The organism is Anaerosalibacter massiliensis (assembly GCF_024623155.1).
GTDB classification, from domain to species: domain Bacteria; phylum Bacillota; class Clostridia; order Tissierellales; family Sporanaerobacteraceae; genus Anaerosalibacter; species Anaerosalibacter massiliensis.
Window position 1 is genome coordinate 86,525 of the sequence record NZ_JANJZL010000008.1, and the last position, 17,924, is coordinate 104,448.

At 28.6% G+C, this 17,924-nt stretch carries 16 protein-coding genes; 12 read left to right on the forward strand and 4 right to left on the reverse strand.

What is annotated here, in order from left to right; translation table 11 throughout:
* Positions 1-10: 10 nt before the first annotated feature.
* Positions 11-556, reverse strand: a complete 546-nt coding sequence (locus NSA23_RS11665; protein ID WP_042678685.1) for a rubrerythrin family protein — start codon at positions 554-556, stop codon at positions 11-13.
* A 149-nt stretch (positions 557-705) separates the two neighbouring features.
* A complete protein-coding gene (locus NSA23_RS11670) occupies positions 706-1,134 on the reverse strand; it encodes a Fur family transcriptional regulator (RefSeq protein WP_222704692.1) in 429 nt (142 codons plus the stop codon).
* 285 nt (positions 1,135-1,419) lie between these two features.
* Here NSA23_RS11670 and NSA23_RS11675 point away from each other — a divergent pair, with 285 nt between their 5' ends.
* Entirely contained in the window at positions 1,420-1,671 is a 252-nt protein-coding gene (locus tag NSA23_RS11675; protein ID WP_042678683.1) for a TIGR03905 family TSCPD domain-containing protein, read from the forward strand.
* 6 nt (positions 1,672-1,677) lie between these two features.
* On the opposite strand, the gene NSA23_RS11680 is transcribed toward NSA23_RS11675, so the two are convergent.
* Positions 1,678-3,429: a hypothetical protein gene (locus tag NSA23_RS11680; protein WP_042678682.1), complete on the reverse strand. Its 1,752-nt coding sequence runs from the start codon at positions 3,427-3,429 to the stop codon at positions 1,678-1,680.
* Between the two features lie 150 nt (positions 3,430-3,579).
* Between NSA23_RS11680 and NSA23_RS11685 the strand changes: the two genes are divergently transcribed.
* On the forward strand, positions 3,580-5,277 hold the full coding sequence (locus NSA23_RS11685; protein ID WP_081915135.1) for a M3 family oligoendopeptidase: 1,698 nt from the start codon (positions 3,580-3,582) through the stop codon (positions 5,275-5,277).
* Between the two features lie 87 nt (positions 5,278-5,364).
* Here NSA23_RS11685 and NSA23_RS11690 read toward each other — a convergent pair whose 3' ends face one another.
* Positions 5,365-6,246: an FUSC family protein gene (locus NSA23_RS11690; RefSeq protein ID WP_042678681.1), complete on the reverse strand. Its 882-nt coding sequence runs from the start codon at positions 6,244-6,246 to the stop codon at positions 5,365-5,367.
* A gap of 183 nt (positions 6,247-6,429) precedes the next feature.
* On the opposite strand from NSA23_RS11690, the gene NSA23_RS11695 reads away from it, so the two are divergent.
* From NSA23_RS11695 to NSA23_RS11740, 10 genes are all read left to right on the forward strand, one after another.
* Positions 6,430-7,110, forward strand: a complete 681-nt coding sequence (locus NSA23_RS11695) for a TVP38/TMEM64 family protein (protein ID WP_042678680.1) — start codon at positions 6,430-6,432, stop codon at positions 7,108-7,110.
* 48 nt (positions 7,111-7,158) lie between these two features.
* Positions 7,159-7,512, forward strand: coding sequence for a flagellar protein FlaG (locus NSA23_RS11700; protein WP_050069675.1), 354 nt, complete (start codon positions 7,159-7,161; stop codon positions 7,510-7,512).
* A gap of 12 nt (positions 7,513-7,524) precedes the next feature.
* Positions 7,525-9,243: a flagellar filament capping protein FliD gene (fliD, locus tag NSA23_RS11705; RefSeq protein ID WP_042678679.1), complete on the forward strand. Its 1,719-nt coding sequence runs from the start codon at positions 7,525-7,527 to the stop codon at positions 9,241-9,243.
* Between the two features lie 19 nt (positions 9,244-9,262).
* Positions 9,263-9,652 (forward strand): flagellar export chaperone FliS, encoded by a 390-nt coding sequence (fliS, locus tag NSA23_RS11710; RefSeq protein WP_042678678.1) that lies wholly within the window; start codon positions 9,263-9,265, stop codon positions 9,650-9,652.
* Positions 9,653-9,660: 8 nt separating this feature from the next.
* A complete protein-coding gene (gene flgN, locus NSA23_RS11715; protein ID WP_042678677.1) occupies positions 9,661-10,131 on the forward strand; it encodes a flagellar export chaperone FlgN in 471 nt (156 codons plus the stop codon).
* Between the two features lie 427 nt (positions 10,132-10,558).
* Positions 10,559-11,092, forward strand: a complete 534-nt coding sequence (gene hpf / locus NSA23_RS11720; protein WP_042678675.1) for a ribosome hibernation-promoting factor, HPF/YfiA family — start codon at positions 10,559-10,561, stop codon at positions 11,090-11,092.
* A gap of 75 nt (positions 11,093-11,167) precedes the next feature.
* Entirely contained in the window at positions 11,168-11,770 is a 603-nt protein-coding gene (locus NSA23_RS11725) for a DUF5317 domain-containing protein (protein ID WP_257490571.1), read from the forward strand.
* A gap of 80 nt (positions 11,771-11,850) precedes the next feature.
* A complete protein-coding gene (gene secA / locus NSA23_RS11730) occupies positions 11,851-14,583 on the forward strand; it encodes a preprotein translocase subunit SecA (RefSeq protein ID WP_042678673.1) in 2,733 nt (910 codons plus the stop codon).
* 14 nt (positions 14,584-14,597) lie between these two features.
* A protein-coding gene (gene prfB, locus NSA23_RS11735; protein WP_097668008.1) for a peptide chain release factor 2 occupies positions 14,598-15,705 on the forward strand; the annotation gives its coding sequence in 2 pieces (ribosomal slippage) (positions 14,598-14,672 and positions 14,674-15,705; 1,107 coding nt in all).
* A 105-nt stretch (positions 15,706-15,810) separates the two neighbouring features.
* On the forward strand, positions 15,811-17,916 hold the full coding sequence (locus NSA23_RS11740; RefSeq protein WP_042678672.1) for a Tex family protein: 2,106 nt from the start codon (positions 15,811-15,813) through the stop codon (positions 17,914-17,916).
* Positions 17,917-17,924 lie beyond the last annotated feature (8 nt).

Consider the following 17,924-nt stretch of genomic DNA (forward strand, 5'->3'; position numbering starts at 1 on the left):
TGATTTCAATTTAGAATTTTTTAAATAATTCCTTCTTAGCACCACAGATTGGACACTTGTCTTCAGCACCATTGGCTGCTGTATATCCACAGATTGGACATACATAAACTTCATTAAAATCTACATCCTTTCCACTATCTACTGCATCTTTTGCTTCTTGATAAAGTTCAGCATGAAGTTTTTCTGCCTCTAATGCAAAATTCATAGATCTTATAGCTTGTTTTTCACCTTGAAGTTCTGCAACTGCTATGTAAGCAGGATACATTTGTTCAACTTCAAATAATTCACCATTTATAGCACCTTGTAAATTTTCGGAAGTACTGCCAAGTCCAAAACCTGCACCTGCTGTAACTGAAAAATCTCCACTCTCATCTTTCATTGCAGTGAAATGACCTGTAGCGTGAATTTGTTCTGCATAGGAAATAGCTTTAAATAATCTTCCTACATTTGGAAAACCATCTTTTTCCGCCTTATCTGCCCATACTAAATATCTCATGTGAGCTTGGCTTTCACCACCAAAAGCTGAACGTAAATTATCTGCTGTCATTGGATTCATAAAAAATTCCCCCTTGATATTTTAATTAGTTTATTAAATTTATATATCCAATCATAGAACCAGTTAATCTGGCAATTGGCTCTATGATTTAGAATCTAAATTGCTAGTTTTTATTGAATCAAATAGTGGTATTCTTTTTATTCCATTATTTAAATCTTCTCAAGATTACGTAAGCATTCTTTGCATATACCTTCATAATAAATTTTTTTATTGTTTATAATAAAGCCATCAATTTCTTTCCCATTTAAATTATTTGAGCTAATATGAAAATCATATATTTTATTACATTTTTCACATTTAAAATGTCCATGAGTTGATGTATTTATATCATATCTTGATTCTTTATCATCAATAGTTACAATATTTACTAAATTATTTTCTAAGAACAATTCTAAAGTATTATATACACTAGTTTTAGAAAGTGTAGGTATATCGTTTATTAAATATTTATATATATGATCTGCCGTAGGGTGAAGTTTATTATCCATTAAGTATTGTAATATTTTTATTCTAATGGTAGAAGGTTTAATATTATGTTCCTTTAAGCTTTGTTTTGCCACTTCTACAGTAAATGGCATCTGAATTACTCCTCTCAAATTAAAATGATTTTAATTTTGTAACGATTACAATTTATATTATAAATAACTATAATCTATTTGTCAAGTTATTTTCATAAAAAATAATTTATCATTATAAATAATTTATGCCCCATATTTTAAAAAGATAACATTATGGTTGTGAAAAGTTAAATATATTGTAGAAATAATTTTATACTTGTCATTATGAATAATAAGAAATATAGTATAATATGTTCTTACCTATAACTAATTAAAAAATAATTCATAGAAAAGAGGAGATTAAATATGCAAGAATATTTCCCAAAGGGAGTTTGTAGTAGGCAAATATTATTTGATGTAGAAAATGGAAAGTTAAAAGATGTAAAATTTATAGGTGGATGTAGTGGAAATTTAAAAGGTATATCTAGTCTTGTTGAAGGAATGGATATAGATAATGTAATAGACAGGCTTTCAGGGATTAGATGTGGTCTCAGAAAGACTTCTTGTCCAGATCAATTTTCAATAGCATTAAAAGATTATAAAGAAAGAAGCAAATAGCTGGCATTAGCTATTTGTTTCTTTCCATTTATTTAAATCTACTATTTTCCCTTTATTTTCAATACCCCTACTCTTGCTTTCTTTAAGTATGTTGAATACTGCTTTTCCTAAATTTGTAATAGATATAGTTGATATAGAATCTTTTTCAAAATAGGAAGCTTCTTTAAAGATTAGAAGTCCCATATAGTCAAAAATATGGATTATATTTTTGTCAAATATTGGAGTGTCTATTTCATTATATTTTATTTCAGTATAGTCATATATTGTATCTGGAGTAAGCAGATTTAAAGATTCTATTATTTTATATTTATATTTTTGTTCAGTATTTTCATATGAACAATTTGCAAATTCATTCCAAAGTAATGCATTCCATACGTAGTCTATAAATAAAGCCAGTTTTTCATATTCTTTTAAACTTATATATTGATTTTCCTTTTCATAAGGTATAATTTTATTATTATTTATAGTTAATATATAATGAGATAATGAAAATTTATAAAAAAGATGGATGAGTGGGAGATCTGATTGGACTATGTTTTTGGACATTTTAGCTATCATATTTTGAGTTATTATATTATTTAGCTCCAATAAATATTTACTTTTAATAAAACCTTCAGGTTTAGAAATACCTACATTATTATTTCTTATGTAAAATAAATATTTTTCATAAGAATTTAAAAAAAGTATAGATTTTTTATTTAAATTATCTTTAATAGGCTTGTCTAAAGACTTATTCCAATAGAGAGGCATATCTATTGGCTTTTTTGGCTTAAAATACATTTCTCTTTTTTTACTTATTTTAAGTATCTCCTCATAAGTTTCCCTATACTTTTCTTCATCTTTTTCATTATTTAAAAATTTAATATATTTTTTCAATGTTGCAATATAGGAGTTTAATTTACTCTTGCTAGATATGAAATTATCAAAAATACCCTTTTCAATTAATTCATTAAGGTTTATTTTATTTAAATCATAAAGAGTATAGTCTATATCATATAAAAAGTATTCATATATATTTATTAAATTTTTAATATGTTTTTCAACAGTACTTTCAGATAGACTTTTTTTAAGAAAAGATTCAAATTCTCCTAGTTCTTCAGCTAATTGGAGCTCATCCTCATCATCAAATCCTAAAACATCATATACGCAATCAGTATATATTTTATACATATTTAAACTATATTTTCTAAGATAATATTTCATTGAAATATTATCTTCTTTATCTTTTATTGAATCATAGTTAGAAAACACTTTTTCTAAGAATATACTTTTAGAAAAATCAGGGAGAAAGCTAAGATCTCCAATAAATTTTTCATATATAATTACCTTTGATATTCTTCCGAAAATAAGCTCTGATTTATCAACGATTTTTGAGAGCTCGGGCTCCCAAACAATATGATGTTTATTACATAAGAGATCTTTAACATACATTAAATCACCTTTTATATTTTTTATTTCAAATAAGCTTATGTGGGATTTATTTCTTTCTGAAAGTATCTCTTTTTCTAAATTACTTAAATTATTTGAATTATCTTCTAAGAAAAGTTCAATAAAATTTTTCCCGTATTTAGTCATATAGTCTAGACTAATCCAAACATTAAAGGCTGTATTTGTCCTAGTTTCATCAAAATCAGGATAATAAAATTCAATGGTTTTAATATTCATTTCTTTTTGAAAAAAACTATCTATATAATTAAGAAGTTTTCTTGTAGCATTTTCTTGAATATCCATAATCTGTTCATAATCAAGTTTCTTCATATATATCCCCCAAAATATTTAAAAGTTATTTTGTTTTCATATTACTATTATATCCTAAATAAAATTAATTTGCATAAATATAAAGGTGTAAAATATTCTTTAAATTTGGTATTATGTTCTTAAGTAGAATTTATAAAGGAGGTATTTAATTTGTTAAAATTTAAGGATTATAAATATAAAAGACCAGATATGGGGGAAATCAAGGAAGAAATTACATCTCTAATAGATGAATTTGAAAGGGCAAATTCTTCAAATGAGCAAAATGAGATAATAGGGAAAATAAATAGTATAAGAGAAGAAGTAGAATCCATGGAAAATCTAGTTTATATAAGACATTCAATAAATACTTTAGACGAATATTATAAGAAGGAACAAGAATTTTTAGATGAAAATATGCCTATATATGAAAGTTTAGTATCAAAATATATGAAGGCATTAGTTAATTCAAAATTTAGAGATGATTTGGAGAAAAAATGGGGCTCTCATTTATTCAATCTATCAGAGGTTAAATTAAAAACTTTTTCTGATGAAATAATTGAAGATTTAGTAAATGAAAATAAGCTTGTATCAGAATATGATAGATTAGTAGCCTCTGCTAAAATAAATTTTGAAGGTGAAGAAAGAAACTTAGCTCAAATGCAACCTTTTATGCAGTCAAGAAATAGAGATATGAGAAAAAGAGCTTATGAAGCTTATATAGAATTTTTTGAAGAAAATGAAGATAAATTTGATACTATCTATGATGAATTAGTAAAACTAAGAGATAGTATAGCTAAAAAATTAGGATTCAAAAATTTTGTGGAGCTAGGATATGCTAGAATGGGTAGAACAGACTATGATGCAGAAATGGTAGCAAATTATAGAAAGCAAGTATTTGAAGATTTGGTGCCAGTTGTAGAAGAATTAAAAGATAGACAGAGAAAAAGATTAGGTCTTGATGAATTTAAATATTATGATGAGCCACTAGAATTTTTATCTGGTAATGCCATTCCAAAGGGAAGTCCAGAATGGATACTTGAAAACGGAAAGAAGATGTACAATGAGCTTTCAAAAGAAACAGCTGAATTTTTTAATTTTATGGTTGAGAGGGAGCTTATGGACTTAGTAAGTAAGAAAGGTAAGATGAGTGGTGGATATTGCACTATTATATCTAAGTATAAATCTCCTTTTATATTTTCTAATTTCAATGGTACTAGCGGAGATGTAGATGTCTTAACTCATGAGGCGGGCCATGCTTTCCAATTTTATTTAAGTAGTTCCTTTGAAATTCCAGAATATCACTCTCCTACATTAGAGGCTTGTGAAATTCACTCTATGAGTATGGAATTTATTACTTGGCCTTGGATGGAACTTTTCTTTAAAGAAGATGTAGAAAAATATAAATTTAGTCATTTAAGCGGAGCAGTGAATTTTATACCTTATGGTGTGACAGTAGATGAGTTTCAACATTTTGTATATGAGAATCCAGAAGCTACTAAAGAAGAGAGAAAAACAAAGTGGAGAGAAATTGAAAAGAAATATCTTCCGTTTAGGGATTATGAAGATAATGATTTCTTAAATAGAGGTGGATATTGGTTTAGACAGGGACATATATTCCAAGTTCCTTTCTACTATATTGACTATACATTAGCCCAAGTATGTGCTTTCCAATTTTGGATAAAGTCAATGGATGGCAATGATGAATTTTGGGAAGATTACTTAAGACTTTGTAGAGCTGGTGGAAGTGATTCATTCTTAAACCTTGTAAGTTTAGCTAAACTTAGAAATCCTTTTGAAGATGGAACTATAAGGGAAGTAATGAAGCCAATAGAGAAGTGGTTAGATTCAATAGATGATACTAAATTTTAGAGAATTAGATATAGTGTTGTATGGACTAAAGGGACATATATCTTAGCTACTTTATAAGGGATAATATATATTGTCCCATGTCCATTTTTAGTTTAATATATCCATTAAAGACTCTATTTCTTCAAGTATTATTTTAAGATGATAATTAAATATTATATCTGTTTCTACCATTGCGTTTCTATCAGAATAAGGAGTTTTTTTATTGTATATACTTTCTAAAAGCTGTTTATTTCTTCTATTTATTATAGTATCAAAATCAATGTTAGATATAATATTTAAGTTTTCATAGATATTTCTAAAAGAAATATATGTGTCCTTCAAATGTCTACAATCTTTACTTTTACAAATCTTTAGTTCAACTTCTTCTTTTAATGTATCATAATAATTTTCTAATGTTTCTAAATTTATTCTTATATTTTCCAGTTCTTCATTTTCTATTTTTTTATTTTCCCATATTAAGCCTTTAATTAAACTCATACTTCTAGCAAGTATATCATTACAAGAAGATTCAACTTTATTTTCATATTTAGGGGGTAATATGAAAAAATTAACAAATGTTGCAATTATTATTCCTACAAAAGTATCTAATGTTCTATATATGCTATAGCTTAGTCTATTGCCTGTTTGCTGATTGAGGGTTATAGACAAGAATACTATTGCAGCAATAGAAGCTGATTTTTGCCACTCTAAAAGATTTAACAAATATATAACAACCATAATCCCTAGACCTATGACTATAGGGTTATTTGGTGAAATAAGAGAACAAAAAAGTCCTATTACAGCACCAAAAACTGTTCCTAGCATCCTGTTTTTTCCTGCCTTGAAAGAGCCCACAACAGAAGATTGCATAGCAATTATTGCAGCAATCCCTGCGAAAAGAGGATTTTTTAGATTTATAAGTTGTGCTATGAATATGGTTAAGGAAACAGCAATTGCAGTTTTAATAGTTCTCATGCCAATTTTCATCATACCAACATCCTTCCAGGAAGCTTTACAATTTAACTTTAAATATAATTATACCAGTCATTTATTTTGAGTACAAGGACATGAAAATTAGATTTGTTGTCATAATATATACTAGTAGATATTGGTTGAAAAAAATTAAATATGGTATAAAGTATAATTGAAAATTAAAGACTGGAGGTGTTTTTTATGAGAAAAAACAAAAGATGGATTAAATATCTTTTAATATTAGGATTTATATCCTTTTTTATATATCTTATATCTACTATAAATATATATGATAAAGAAAGTTTAATAGAATTCTTTACTGATGCAGAAAAGAGTACTAATTTTGCAATGTTTTTTACTATTGCTACAACTATATTAGTAGTATTTTTTGTTCCTATTTCTTGGCTAAATGCACTAGGAGCTTTCTTTTTTGGACTAAAGGGATTTATTTATATATTTATCGGAGGAATAATAGGTTCTATAGCTGCATTTTATATGGCAAGGGTTTTTCAGGACAATGTGATGAAAGTTGTTTATAAAGTATATAATAGGAAGGAAAGAAAGATAGGCTTAGATGAAGTAAAAGAAAAAATAGAACGCTTTGGAATGGGATATGTTTTTTTCTTAAGGAGTATGCCCTTTATACCTTTTAGTATAGCAAATTTTGTTTCTGGAGTTACATCTATTAAACTAAGAGATTATATATTTGGTACAATTCTAGGTCTTGGACCAGGTCAATTCATAACTACTTTCTTTTTTTCAAAGGCAGTGAGTATTAAAGATGATCCAGCAGGAGCTATTTTAGCAGCTATTATTAAGATAATCTATGTGGGAGTAGTACTTTTCTGGCAAAAAAAGAGCAAATTTAAATCTAAAGAATAACCTCTTTTAGTCGATATATAAAATGAGAGTAAGAGAGGGGGGATTGCTATGAAAGTGGGAGAAAGTCTGTCTACTAATGTAAATAATTATGGAATTAGAGGCGGAGAAAGAAGTTCCCAAAATACAAATTTAAATATAAACAAAGGACAAACACTCTTGCCAGATGAAAAGAAATATACCCAAGAGGAAATTATAGATGCAATAGAATCAGCTAATGAAAAATTTATTATATATGATAGAAGATTTGAATTTTCAATTCATGATCAAACTAAACAAATAATGGTGAAGGTAATAGATGTAAATACTAATGAGATAATAAGGGAAATACCTCCAGAGAAGATACTTGATTTAGTAGCAGCTATCTGGGAAATAACAGGTATAGTCGTAGATGAAAAAATATAGGTGGTGATTGTAATGTATAATAATTTAAGAGTAACAGGTTTAGCTTCTCCTTTTGATACAGAAGAAATGATAGGAAAGATAATGGAAGCAGAAAAAGTTAGATTGAATAAAGTGGAGCAAAACAAGGAATTATTAGTATGGAAAAGGGAAGCTTATAATGATTTAAATAAGGATTTTGCAAATTTCATATTGAATACCAGAAAAGAGTTTGGTCTTACTACAACTACTTCTACAGGAGCTATGGTTTCAAGTTCTTATAAAAACTTATCTTGGGTAAAGGCAGCTACTTCTTCTAATGAACAAGTGGCAACAGTTAGTACAACTGCTAAAGCAATGAATGGAAGTTATAATGTGGAAGTTAAACAATTAGCAGAGGGAGTTAAGATGGTAAGTAACAAGAATATAACTATAGAAGGTGGAACTAAGGACAATTTAGCTAGCCAATTTGGGTTAGATAAAGATGATACAATAAGGTTTTCTATAGAGACTAAGAATGGAGTTAAGGATTTTGAATTTACAGATTTAGAAAATACTAGTATGAAGGATATTGTTAATGCTATAAATTCAGCTAAGATTTTAGATGAAGATGGAAAGGTAGTTGGGAAGTTAGGCGTAAAGGCTTCTTATGATCCAACTATAGATAGGTTTTTCCTGCAAACAGAAGATACAGGTACAAAATCACAATTAACTATCAAAACCAATGACGATATAAGCGAAAAATTTATAAATGGGCTAAATATGACTAATAATGGTAAAGAATACAATATTGGTACTAAAGAAATAGGTAAAGATGCTATTATTAGTTTTGATGGTGCGGATAATATAATTGTTGATTCTAATCAATTTAATATAAATGGTATTGATTTTAATATAAAAAGTGAAGGTAAATTTACAACAACTGTAGATACTGATGTAGATGCTTTCTATGAAAAAATTGAAAAGTTTGTAGAAGAATATAATAAACTAGTGGAAAAATCCAATTTGCTTTTAACCCAAAAAAAATATAGAAGCTATCAGCCATTAACTGCAGACCAGAAAAGGGCAATGGATAAGAGTGATATTGAGCTTTGGGAAGAAAAGGCCAAGAGTGGTATTTTGAGAAGTGATGAGCTAATTTCAAGAACTATGGGAAATGCAAGAATTTTGATGTATGAGGAAATAGAAGGAGTAGAAGGAGAATTCAAACATTTATTTGAAATCGGCATTGGTACGGAAAGCTTTTCCAAAGGAAGTTTAGGTGGCAAGTTAGTTATAGATGAAGTTAAGTTTAAGAAGGCTATAAAAGAAGATCCAGATGGAGTGTTAGAGCTATTGTTTAAAGAGCCAAACTATGGTGAAGGTAAATTAGAAAATGTCACATCTTATACAGCAGAAAGAGAGCTTACAAGTGAGCAATTAAAAGTTAAAAGGAGTCAAAGTGGAATTGTAACAAGGCTTTATGACAATTTTATTTTAGGCATGCAGGATATTATTGACAAATCAGGTGTAGGTGATGATCCTAATTTATATAGAAATGTAAAGTCTAATATACTTATAGATTTTGTAACTGAATATGGTAGTATTAGTATTATAGATAAGGATGTTAAGAAATTAGAAAATAAAATTGAAGATTTAAATGTTTATTTATTTAATAAAGAAAATCAATATTATTCTAAATTTGCAGCAATGGAGAAAGCTCTTTCTCGTATGAATCAGCAAAGTATGTGGCTTATGCAACAATTTTCTAATTAAAGGGGAAAGGATGAATTAGATGAATCACAATGTCCTAAATCAATATAAACAAAACACTGTAAATACAGCAACGCCAGAAGAATTAACTCTTATGCTATATAAAGGAGCAATTAAATTTATAAATATTGGTAAAATAGGTATTGAAAATGGGGATACAGAGAAAGCTCATGAAGCTATAATTAGAGCCCAAGATATAATTATAGAATTAAATGCTTCATTAAATATGGATTATGATATTTCAAAAGAATTAAGAAATATTTATGAGTTTATGATAGATAGATTAGTTGATGCAAATATACAAAAAGAAACTAAGTCTTTAGAAGAGGTCCTAGAACTTTTGACTGAATTGAAAGATACCTGGAAAGAAGCTATGCAGAAGATTAAAAAAGTTAGATATGCAAACAAGTAGGTGTAAATATGACTAAAGAGTTAATAGATGAGATTGTAAATATAAGTGAAAAAAAGCTTGAATACTTGTATAATATGTTAGAACTTACAAAATTTCAAAGAGAATATATTGACGAAGGAAATATGATTAAGACTGATGAAATTTTAGAGAAGAAAGATGAGTTAATAAAGAAAATAGATAAACTAGATATAGAGTTTTTAATTAAATTTTCAGAGTTGAAAAAAAAGCATAATGTTGATGATATAAATGAATTAGATATAAATGTTTATCCAAATTTAAAAATATTAAAAGATATCATAAAGAACATAAGCTCTACATTAATGTCTATTTCAATTCTAGATGATGAAAACAATAAATATTTAAAAAATAGTTTAGAAAAAATAAAGTCAGATTTAAAAAAACTAAAAAAAGGGAAAAAAGCTTATAAAGGATATAATAAATCTATAGAGGAAAGTATATTTATAGATGAAAAAAAATAACTGTCATAATAGCAGTTATTTTTTTATATATTTTTATAATATAGCATATATGGTATTTTTTATTGCTTTTTTTATTAAAAAACACTAGAATAGGAATAAGTATAATTATCAAATAATTATCAATATTATCATAAAAGGTTGAATTTTTAAGAAGTATGGATTGTCCACTATTTATTAAGAAATCTATCCACAGGTTAAAACTAGCATAAACAGTTTTCCACAGAATTATACACATTATCCACAGAAAACCACTAATATAATCCACAATTACTCCACATATAATTGTTAATAAGTTTATAAATAATTATACAAAATAGATGAATAAGTTAATAAGTTGAATATTAATTTGTTATGAGAGACTACTTTGTGGGTAGTATATTAATAAGATATACAAGTAAAATTTTACTTGTGAAAGGAGTTGGGGTTTATGAAAATAAAAATCACTGGTAAGAATATGGATATAACAGATGCCCTAAAGGATATTACCTTTAAGAAATTAGGAAAGCTAGATAAGTATTTTCAAGAAGATGTGGAGACGAATGTAACTTTAAGTGTAGAGAAAAACAGACAAATAATCGAAGTTACAGTGGATCTTCCTGGAACCATACTTAGAGCAGAGGAGTATAGTGATGATATGTATACTTCTATTGATGAAGCAGTAGATGTTTTAGAGAGACAGATTAGGAAGCATAAAACAAAGCTTCAAAAAAGGTATCAAGATAACAAAACTATAAGATTTGAAAATATTAAACCAATACCCCAAGAGAATAGGGAAGAAGGACCAAAAATAGTTAAAATGAAAAGATTTGCTATGAAACCTATGAGTATAGAGGAGGCAATACTCCAAATGGAACTACTTAGACATAATTTTTTTATGTTTATGAATGGGGAAACTGACGAGGTAAATGTAGTGTATAAAAGAAAAGACGGAAATTATGGGTTGATTGAACCAGAGTTTTAATAGTATAATATTAAATATAGAGTATAAAATTGCAGGATAAAAATCCTGCAATTTTTTAGTATAGGAGGGATTTCATTGTTTATTGAAGTTATTATATTGTCTTTAATAATAGGCTTTATAAGAGGCGGTAAAATATCAAGGTTTAAAGGGGTTAATTTTAGGAGAATGTGGATTCTCATATTGGCTTTAATTATACAATACTTTTTAATAACTATGAATTTTGTTGAAGAGCTAAGTAGCTTTGAAAGTGTATTTAAATTTACTAGAGAATTATCTATTATATCCTATATTTTGTTATTTGTAGGAATACTAATTAATTTAAGATATAGATCCCTATGGATTGTTTTATCAGGTTCTATTATGAATTTCTTAGTTATGATTCTTAATGGATGGAAAAGACCTATTATTCTTGAAGGATTAGAATTATTAGGATTAGAAGATTTTGGTTTTCTTTTAGAGCAAGGAAAACTACCATTATATACTCCATTAGTAGAAAAAACTAAATTAGCTGTACTAGGAGATATAATGTTAGTTTCTAAACCATATCCTTTTCCACATGTATTTAGCTTTGGAGATTTTATAATATGTTTGGGATTATTTACATTGATACAGGAAATAATGATGCTTGAGGATAAGAAGACTGGGAGTATGGTTCAATTTGACTTCATGGGTAGATAATGGCATATCTTGTATCCTAAAATAATTAGTGATAAAATTGATGGAAAGATATGTTTTGTTTTTGAAAGGTGGTTAAGAAAATGAAAGCCTTGTTTGAAAAAATATTTGGCTCTTATAGTGAGAGAGAATTGAAAAAGATAGATACTCTAGTAGATGAAATAGAAGATTTAGAAGACAGTATAGAAAAACTTTCGGATGAGGATCTGAAAAAAAAGACTTTTGAATTTAAAGAAAGACTAAAAAAAGGAGAAACATTAGATGATATTTTGCCAGAAGCTTTTGCAGTAGTTAGAGAAGCATCTAGTAGAGTATTAGATATGAAACATTTTAGAGTACAACTTGAAGGTGGTATAATACTCCATCAAGGTAGAATAGCAGAGATGAAAACAGGAGAAGGAAAAACCCTTGTTGCAACTCTTCCAGCATATTTAAATGCTCTTACTGGAGAGGGCGTTCATATTGTTACAGTTAATGATTATCTAGCTAAAAGAGATAAAGAATGGATGGGAAAAATATATGAGTTTTTAAATCTTAGTGTTGGCTGTATAACTCATGATATGGATAGTGAAGAAAGAAAAGAAGCTTATAATTGTGATATAACTTATGGAACTAATAATGAATTTGGATTTGATTATTTAAGAGATAATATGGTTATCTACAAAGACGAAATGGTTCAAAGAAAATTAAACTTTGCAATAGTAGATGAGGTTGACAGTATTCTTATAGATGAAGCTAGAACTCCACTTATTATTTCAGGTTCAGGTGATAAATCAACAAAACTATATTATACAGCAGATAATTTTGTAAAGAGTCTGGAAGGGAGAATATTAGATCCAAATGAAAAAAATACGGATCCCTTTGATAGAGAAATAAAGGAAGAAGTTGTAGATTTCGTAGTAGATGAAAAAGCTAGAACTGTAACTTTAACTGAAAAGGGAACTAAGAAGGCAGAAAAGTTTTTTGGGTTAGAAAATTTAGCTAATCCTGACAATATGGAAATAGCCCATCATATAAATCAAGGATTAAAGGCAAAATATTTAATGAAAAAAGATATAGATTATGTAGTTAAAGATGGAGAAGTATTGATTGTAGATGAGTTTACAGGGAGACTTATGCATGGAAGAAGATATAGTGATGGACTACATCAAGCTATTGAGGCTAAAGAGGGATTAAATGTAAGAAGTGAGTCTAAAACTTTAGCTACTATTACATTTCAAAATTATTTTAGAATGTATGAAAAGCTTTCAGGTATGACAGGAACAGCTAAGACAGAGGAAAGTGAATTTAGAGAAATATATAATATAGATGTAGTTGAAATTCCAACTAATAAGCCTGTTGTAAGGGAAGACTATCATGATTGTATATATAAAACAGAAGAGGCTAAATTCAATGCAGCAATTGAGGAAATAAAGGAAAGACATAGCACAGGTCAGCCTATACTTGTAGGTACTATATCCATAGAAAAATCAGAAATATTAAGTAAGATGCTTAGAAAAGAAAAAATTTCCCATGAAGTATTAAATGCAAAACATCATGAAAGAGAAGCAGAAATTGTTGCACAAGCTGGTAGAATTGGAGCGGTAACTATAGCTACAAATATGGCTGGACGTGGTACAGATATAGTATTGGGAGGAAATCCTGAGTATCTTGCAAAAGCAGAAATGAAAAAGAAAGGTTATAGTGATGAAATTATATCATCTGTAGATAGTTTTATAGATACGAATGATGAAGAAATATTGGAAGCAAGAAAAACATATGAAAAGCTTTATGAAAAGTTTAAAGTTGAAACAGATAAAGAACATAATGAAGTTGTATCAGTGGGAGGACTTCATATCATTGGTACTGAAAGACATGAGTCGAGAAGGATTGACAACCAGCTTAGAGGAAGATCAGGCCGTCAAGGAGATCCAGGTTCGTCTAGATTTTATATTTCCCTTGAAGATGATTTGATGAGGCTGTTTGGAAGCAATAGGTTTGAAGGGATAGTAGGCAGTCTGCCAGATGATGAAGTATTGGAACATAAACTTTTGACTAAGTCTATTGAAAGTGCTCAGAGTAAAGTTGAAGGAAATAATTTTGCTATTAGAAAACATGTTCTTCAATATGATGATGTAATGAATAAGCAAAGGGAAGTAATATATAAAGAAAGAAGAAGAGTATTAGAAGGTGAAAATCTAAAAAGCTATATTATGTCTATGACTAAGGGTATGATAGACAGAGGTATTGATATGTATTCACAAGGTAGTGAGTTTGTAGAGGAATGGAATTTAGAAGGATTTGAAAATTATTTAGAGAGTATATTCTTACCTAGTGGATACTTAAATAAAGAAAACATTAAGAATCTAGATAAGGAAGAAATCAGAGATAAATTATATAGTTTGTCTGAAAAATATTATGAAGAAAAAGAGAAAGAAATAGGAGAAGAAAGATTTAGAGAAATAGAAAGAATAGTCCTCTTACAAGTAGTAGACAATAAATGGATGGATCATATAGATGCTATGGATCAATTAAAACAAGGTATCGGTCTTAGAGCTTATGGTCAGGAAGATCCAGTAAGGGCATATCAGATAGAAGGGTTTGACATGTTTGAAGAGATGAATAGGAGCATCCAAGAAGATACTGTTAAGTATTTATACAATGTAGAAACTCCAGACAAAATGGAAAGAAAAAGAGTGGCAAAAGCAGTCTCAACTAATAAAGAAAATAGAGGAGGACAAAAACCTATAGTAAAGGGAAAGAAAATTGGCAGAAATGATCCATGTCCTTGTGGTAGTGGAAAGAAATATAAAAAATGTTGTGGCAGAAATGCATAGATAGGAGTGGTTTTATGGAGGGAATTCATGAATATAAAGAAAAAGTCTCATCAATGAAAGTTGAGCTAAAAGAACTTGGTGTTTCTCTTTGACATAGACAAAATGAAAGAAAGAATCAAAAAATTAGATAAAGAGGCAGCTAAAGAAGGATTTTGGCAAGATATAGAAAGTGCACAGAAAATTCTTCAGGAATCAAAAGCTCTAAAAGATAGAATAAGTGAATATGAAGGCTTAAAAGCTGAACTAGAAGATTTAGAAGTTCTTATTGAACTTGCCCTTGAAGAAGAGGAATTTTCATTAAATAAAGAAATTAAAAAGAATTTTAAGAGGGTTGCAAAAAAGGCTAAAGATTTAAAACTTACCACTCTTTTAAATGGAGAATATGATGGAAATAATGCTATCTTATCTATCCATTCAGGTGCAGGAGGGCTGGAAGCTCAAGATTGGGCAGAAATGCTTCTTAGAATGTATAGGCGTTGGGCAGAAAGCAAAGGGTTTGGAATAGATACTTTAGATATGCTTCCAGATACTGCAGGAGGTATAAAAAGCGCAACTCTCCTTATAAAAGGACTAAATGCTTATGGATTTTTAAAATCTGAAAAGGGAGTTCATAGGCTTGTAAGAATATCGCCCTTTGATTCTTCTGGTAGGAGACATACATCCTTTGCTAGCGTAGATGTTTATCCAGAATTAGGTGATGATGCAGATATAGAAATAAACTCTAGTGATTTAAAAGTTGATACCTATAGGTCCAGCGGTGCAGGAGGACAATATGTAAATACTACCGATTCTGCTGTAAGAATTACTCATATTCCTACAGGCATTGTGGTCCAATGTCAAAATGAAAGATCACAGCATAGTAATAGATTAACAGCTATGAAGATGCTAATGGCTAAACTTATACAGTTAAAAGAAGAAGAACATAAAGAGAAAATTGAAGATTTACAAGGTAAATATACTCAAATTGCTTGGGGCTCTCAAATTAGATCCTATATATTTCATCCTTATAATATGGTTAAGGATCATAGGACTAATTTAGAAATAGGAGATATAAATAGTATAATGGATGGAGATATAGATGTGTTCATAAATGAATATTTGAAACAAAAAACCCTTCAATAAGAAGGGTTTTTTAAAAGATGTATATAAAGGAATTATGTAATATTTATAGAATAATATATAATGGTAGACTTATAATGAATAATAATCTAGATAGGAAGTGATTAGATGGACATCTATAGTATTTTGATGGAGGAATTTAAACTGAAAGATTTCCAAATCAAGAATACTATCAGACTTATTGACGAAGGAAATACTATTCCTTTTATCGCCAGGTATAGGAAAGAAAAAACAGGAGAATTAAATGATGTAATACTAAGAGAATTAAATGATAGGTTAAATTACTTAAGAAATTTAGAAGAAAGACAAAATGAAGTTATACGACTTATTGACGAACAGGGAAAACTTACAGCAGATTTAAAAGAGGAAATTCTTGCAGCTAATACTCTTCAAAGAGTTGAAGATTTATACAGACCTTTCAAGAAAAAAAGAAGGACAAGGGCTACAAAAGCAAAGGAAAAGGGTTTAGAACCTTTAGCTCAAATACTTATTAGTGAAGAAATTGAAGAGGGAAGTTTGGAAGAAATAGCAGCCCCTTTTATAAATGTAGAAAAGGGAGTAAAGGATATAGAAGAAGCTTATAATGGTGCTATGGATATTGTGGCAGAGAGTGTATCTGATAATGCTGAATTTAGAAAGATAATAAGAAAGATATTTTTAGAAGAGGGAATTCTAAATGTAGAAGCAGCAGATGAGAAAGAATCAACTGTATATGAAATGTATTATTCATACAATGAAAAAGTAAAAACTATTCCTAATCATAGGATTCTTGCTATAAATAGGGGAGAAAAAGAGAAAGTTTTAAAAGTAAAAGTATCAGTTCCTGATGAAAAAATATTAAATATATTAAAAAGAAAAATAATAAAAAATGATAAAAAAATTACAACAAATTATCTGCATATGAGTATTGAGGATGGATATAAAAGGCTTATTTTTCCATCAATAGAACGAGAAATAAGGTCTATCTTAACAGAAAGAGCGGAGGAGGAGGGTATAAAAGTTTTTTCAAAAAATTTAGAACCACTACTTATGCAACCTCCTATTAAAGATAGAGTAGTCATGGGAATAGATCCAGGTTTTAGAACAGGGTGTAAAGTAGCTGTAGTAAATGAAACAGGAAGATATTTAGAAACAACAGTAGTTTATCCTACAGAACCTCAAAATCAAGTAGGAAAGACAAAGAAGGAACTTAAAAGGCTTATAAATAAATATGATATAGATATAATAGCTATAGGAAATGGTACTGCCTCTAGAGAAACAGAACAAGTAGTGGCAGAAATGTTAAGAGAGTTGGAACAAAAGGATATGTCTTACATAATAGTAAGTGAGGCAGGTGCTTCAGTTTATTCAGCTTCTAAAATAGCAAATGAAGAATTTCCAGATATGGACGTTTCATTAAGAGGTGCTATATCTATAGCTAGAAGACTTCAAGATCCATTAGCCGAGCTTGTAAAGATAGAGCCTAAACATATAGGGGTGGGTCAATATCAGCATGATTTAAATCAAACTAGGTTGAATGAAGCCTTAAGTGGAGTAGTAGAATCTTCTGTAAATACAGTAGGAGTAGATTTAAATACAGCTAGTGTTTCACTGCTTAAATATGTATCAGGAATATCTAATAGAGTAGCTGAAAATATAGTAAATTATAGAGATGAAAAAGGTAGATTTAAAAATAGAAATGAACTTTTACAGATTAAAGGCTTAGGTGGAAAGACCTTTATACAATGTGCTGGATTTTTAAGAATTCCAGATGGCGAAAATCCATTGGACAATACAGCCGTACATCCAGAATCTTATGAAATAGCAAAAAAAATATTAGATAAAAAAATATTAGATGACAAAAATTTAGAAGATTTATCTAGTGAACTTGAAGTAGGTATACCTACACTAAGAGATATTATTGAAGAAATAAAGAAGCCAGGAAGAGATCCAAGAGAAGAGATGCCAAAACCTATATTTAGAACAGATGTCTTAAATATAGAGGATTTAAAACCAGATATGATTCTAACTGGAACAGTACGAAATGTAGTAGACTTTGGAGTTTTTGTAGATATAGGTGTAAAACAGGATGGATTAGTACACATTTCAAAATTAAGTGATAAATTTGTAAAACATCCTATGGAGGTTGTTAAAGTTGGAGATATAGTTAAAGTGAGAGTTTTAGATCTTGATATATCTAAGGAAAAGATTTCTTTAAGTATGAAAGATGCATAAAATTTATT

Bases quoted from the DNA above. Each gene is read 5' to 3' on its own strand.
- NSA23_RS11680 (WP_042678682.1), bottom strand. From the start codon at position 3,429: ATGAAGAAACTTGATTATGAACAGATTATGGATATTCAAGAAAATGCT.
- NSA23_RS11700 (WP_050069675.1), top strand. From the start codon at position 7,159: ATGAAAGTGGGAGAAAGTCTGTCTACTAATGTAAATAATTATGGAATT.
- secA (WP_042678673.1), top strand. From the start codon at position 11,851: ATGAAAGCCTTGTTTGAAAAAATATTTGGCTCTTATAGTGAGAGAGAA.
- NSA23_RS11675 (WP_042678683.1), top strand. From the start codon at position 1,420: ATGCAAGAATATTTCCCAAAGGGAGTTTGTAGTAGGCAAATATTATTT.
- NSA23_RS11670 (WP_222704692.1), bottom strand. From the start codon at position 1,134: ATGCCATTTACTGTAGAAGTGGCAAAACAAAGCTTAAAGGAACATAAT.
- fliD (WP_042678679.1), top strand. From the start codon at position 7,525: ATGTATAATAATTTAAGAGTAACAGGTTTAGCTTCTCCTTTTGATACA.
- flgN (WP_042678677.1), top strand. From the start codon at position 9,661: ATGACTAAAGAGTTAATAGATGAGATTGTAAATATAAGTGAAAAAAAG.
- NSA23_RS11690 (WP_042678681.1), bottom strand. From the start codon at position 6,246: ATGATGAAAATTGGCATGAGAACTATTAAAACTGCAATTGCTGTTTCC.
- fliS (WP_042678678.1), top strand. From the start codon at position 9,263: ATGAATCACAATGTCCTAAATCAATATAAACAAAACACTGTAAATACA.
- NSA23_RS11740 (WP_042678672.1), top strand. From the start codon at position 15,811: ATGGACATCTATAGTATTTTGATGGAGGAATTTAAACTGAAAGATTTC.
- NSA23_RS11695 (WP_042678680.1), top strand. From the start codon at position 6,430: ATGAGAAAAAACAAAAGATGGATTAAATATCTTTTAATATTAGGATTT.
- hpf (WP_042678675.1), top strand. From the start codon at position 10,559: ATGAAAATAAAAATCACTGGTAAGAATATGGATATAACAGATGCCCTA.
- NSA23_RS11665 (WP_042678685.1), bottom strand. From the start codon at position 556: ATGAATCCAATGACAGCAGATAATTTACGTTCAGCTTTTGGTGGTGAA.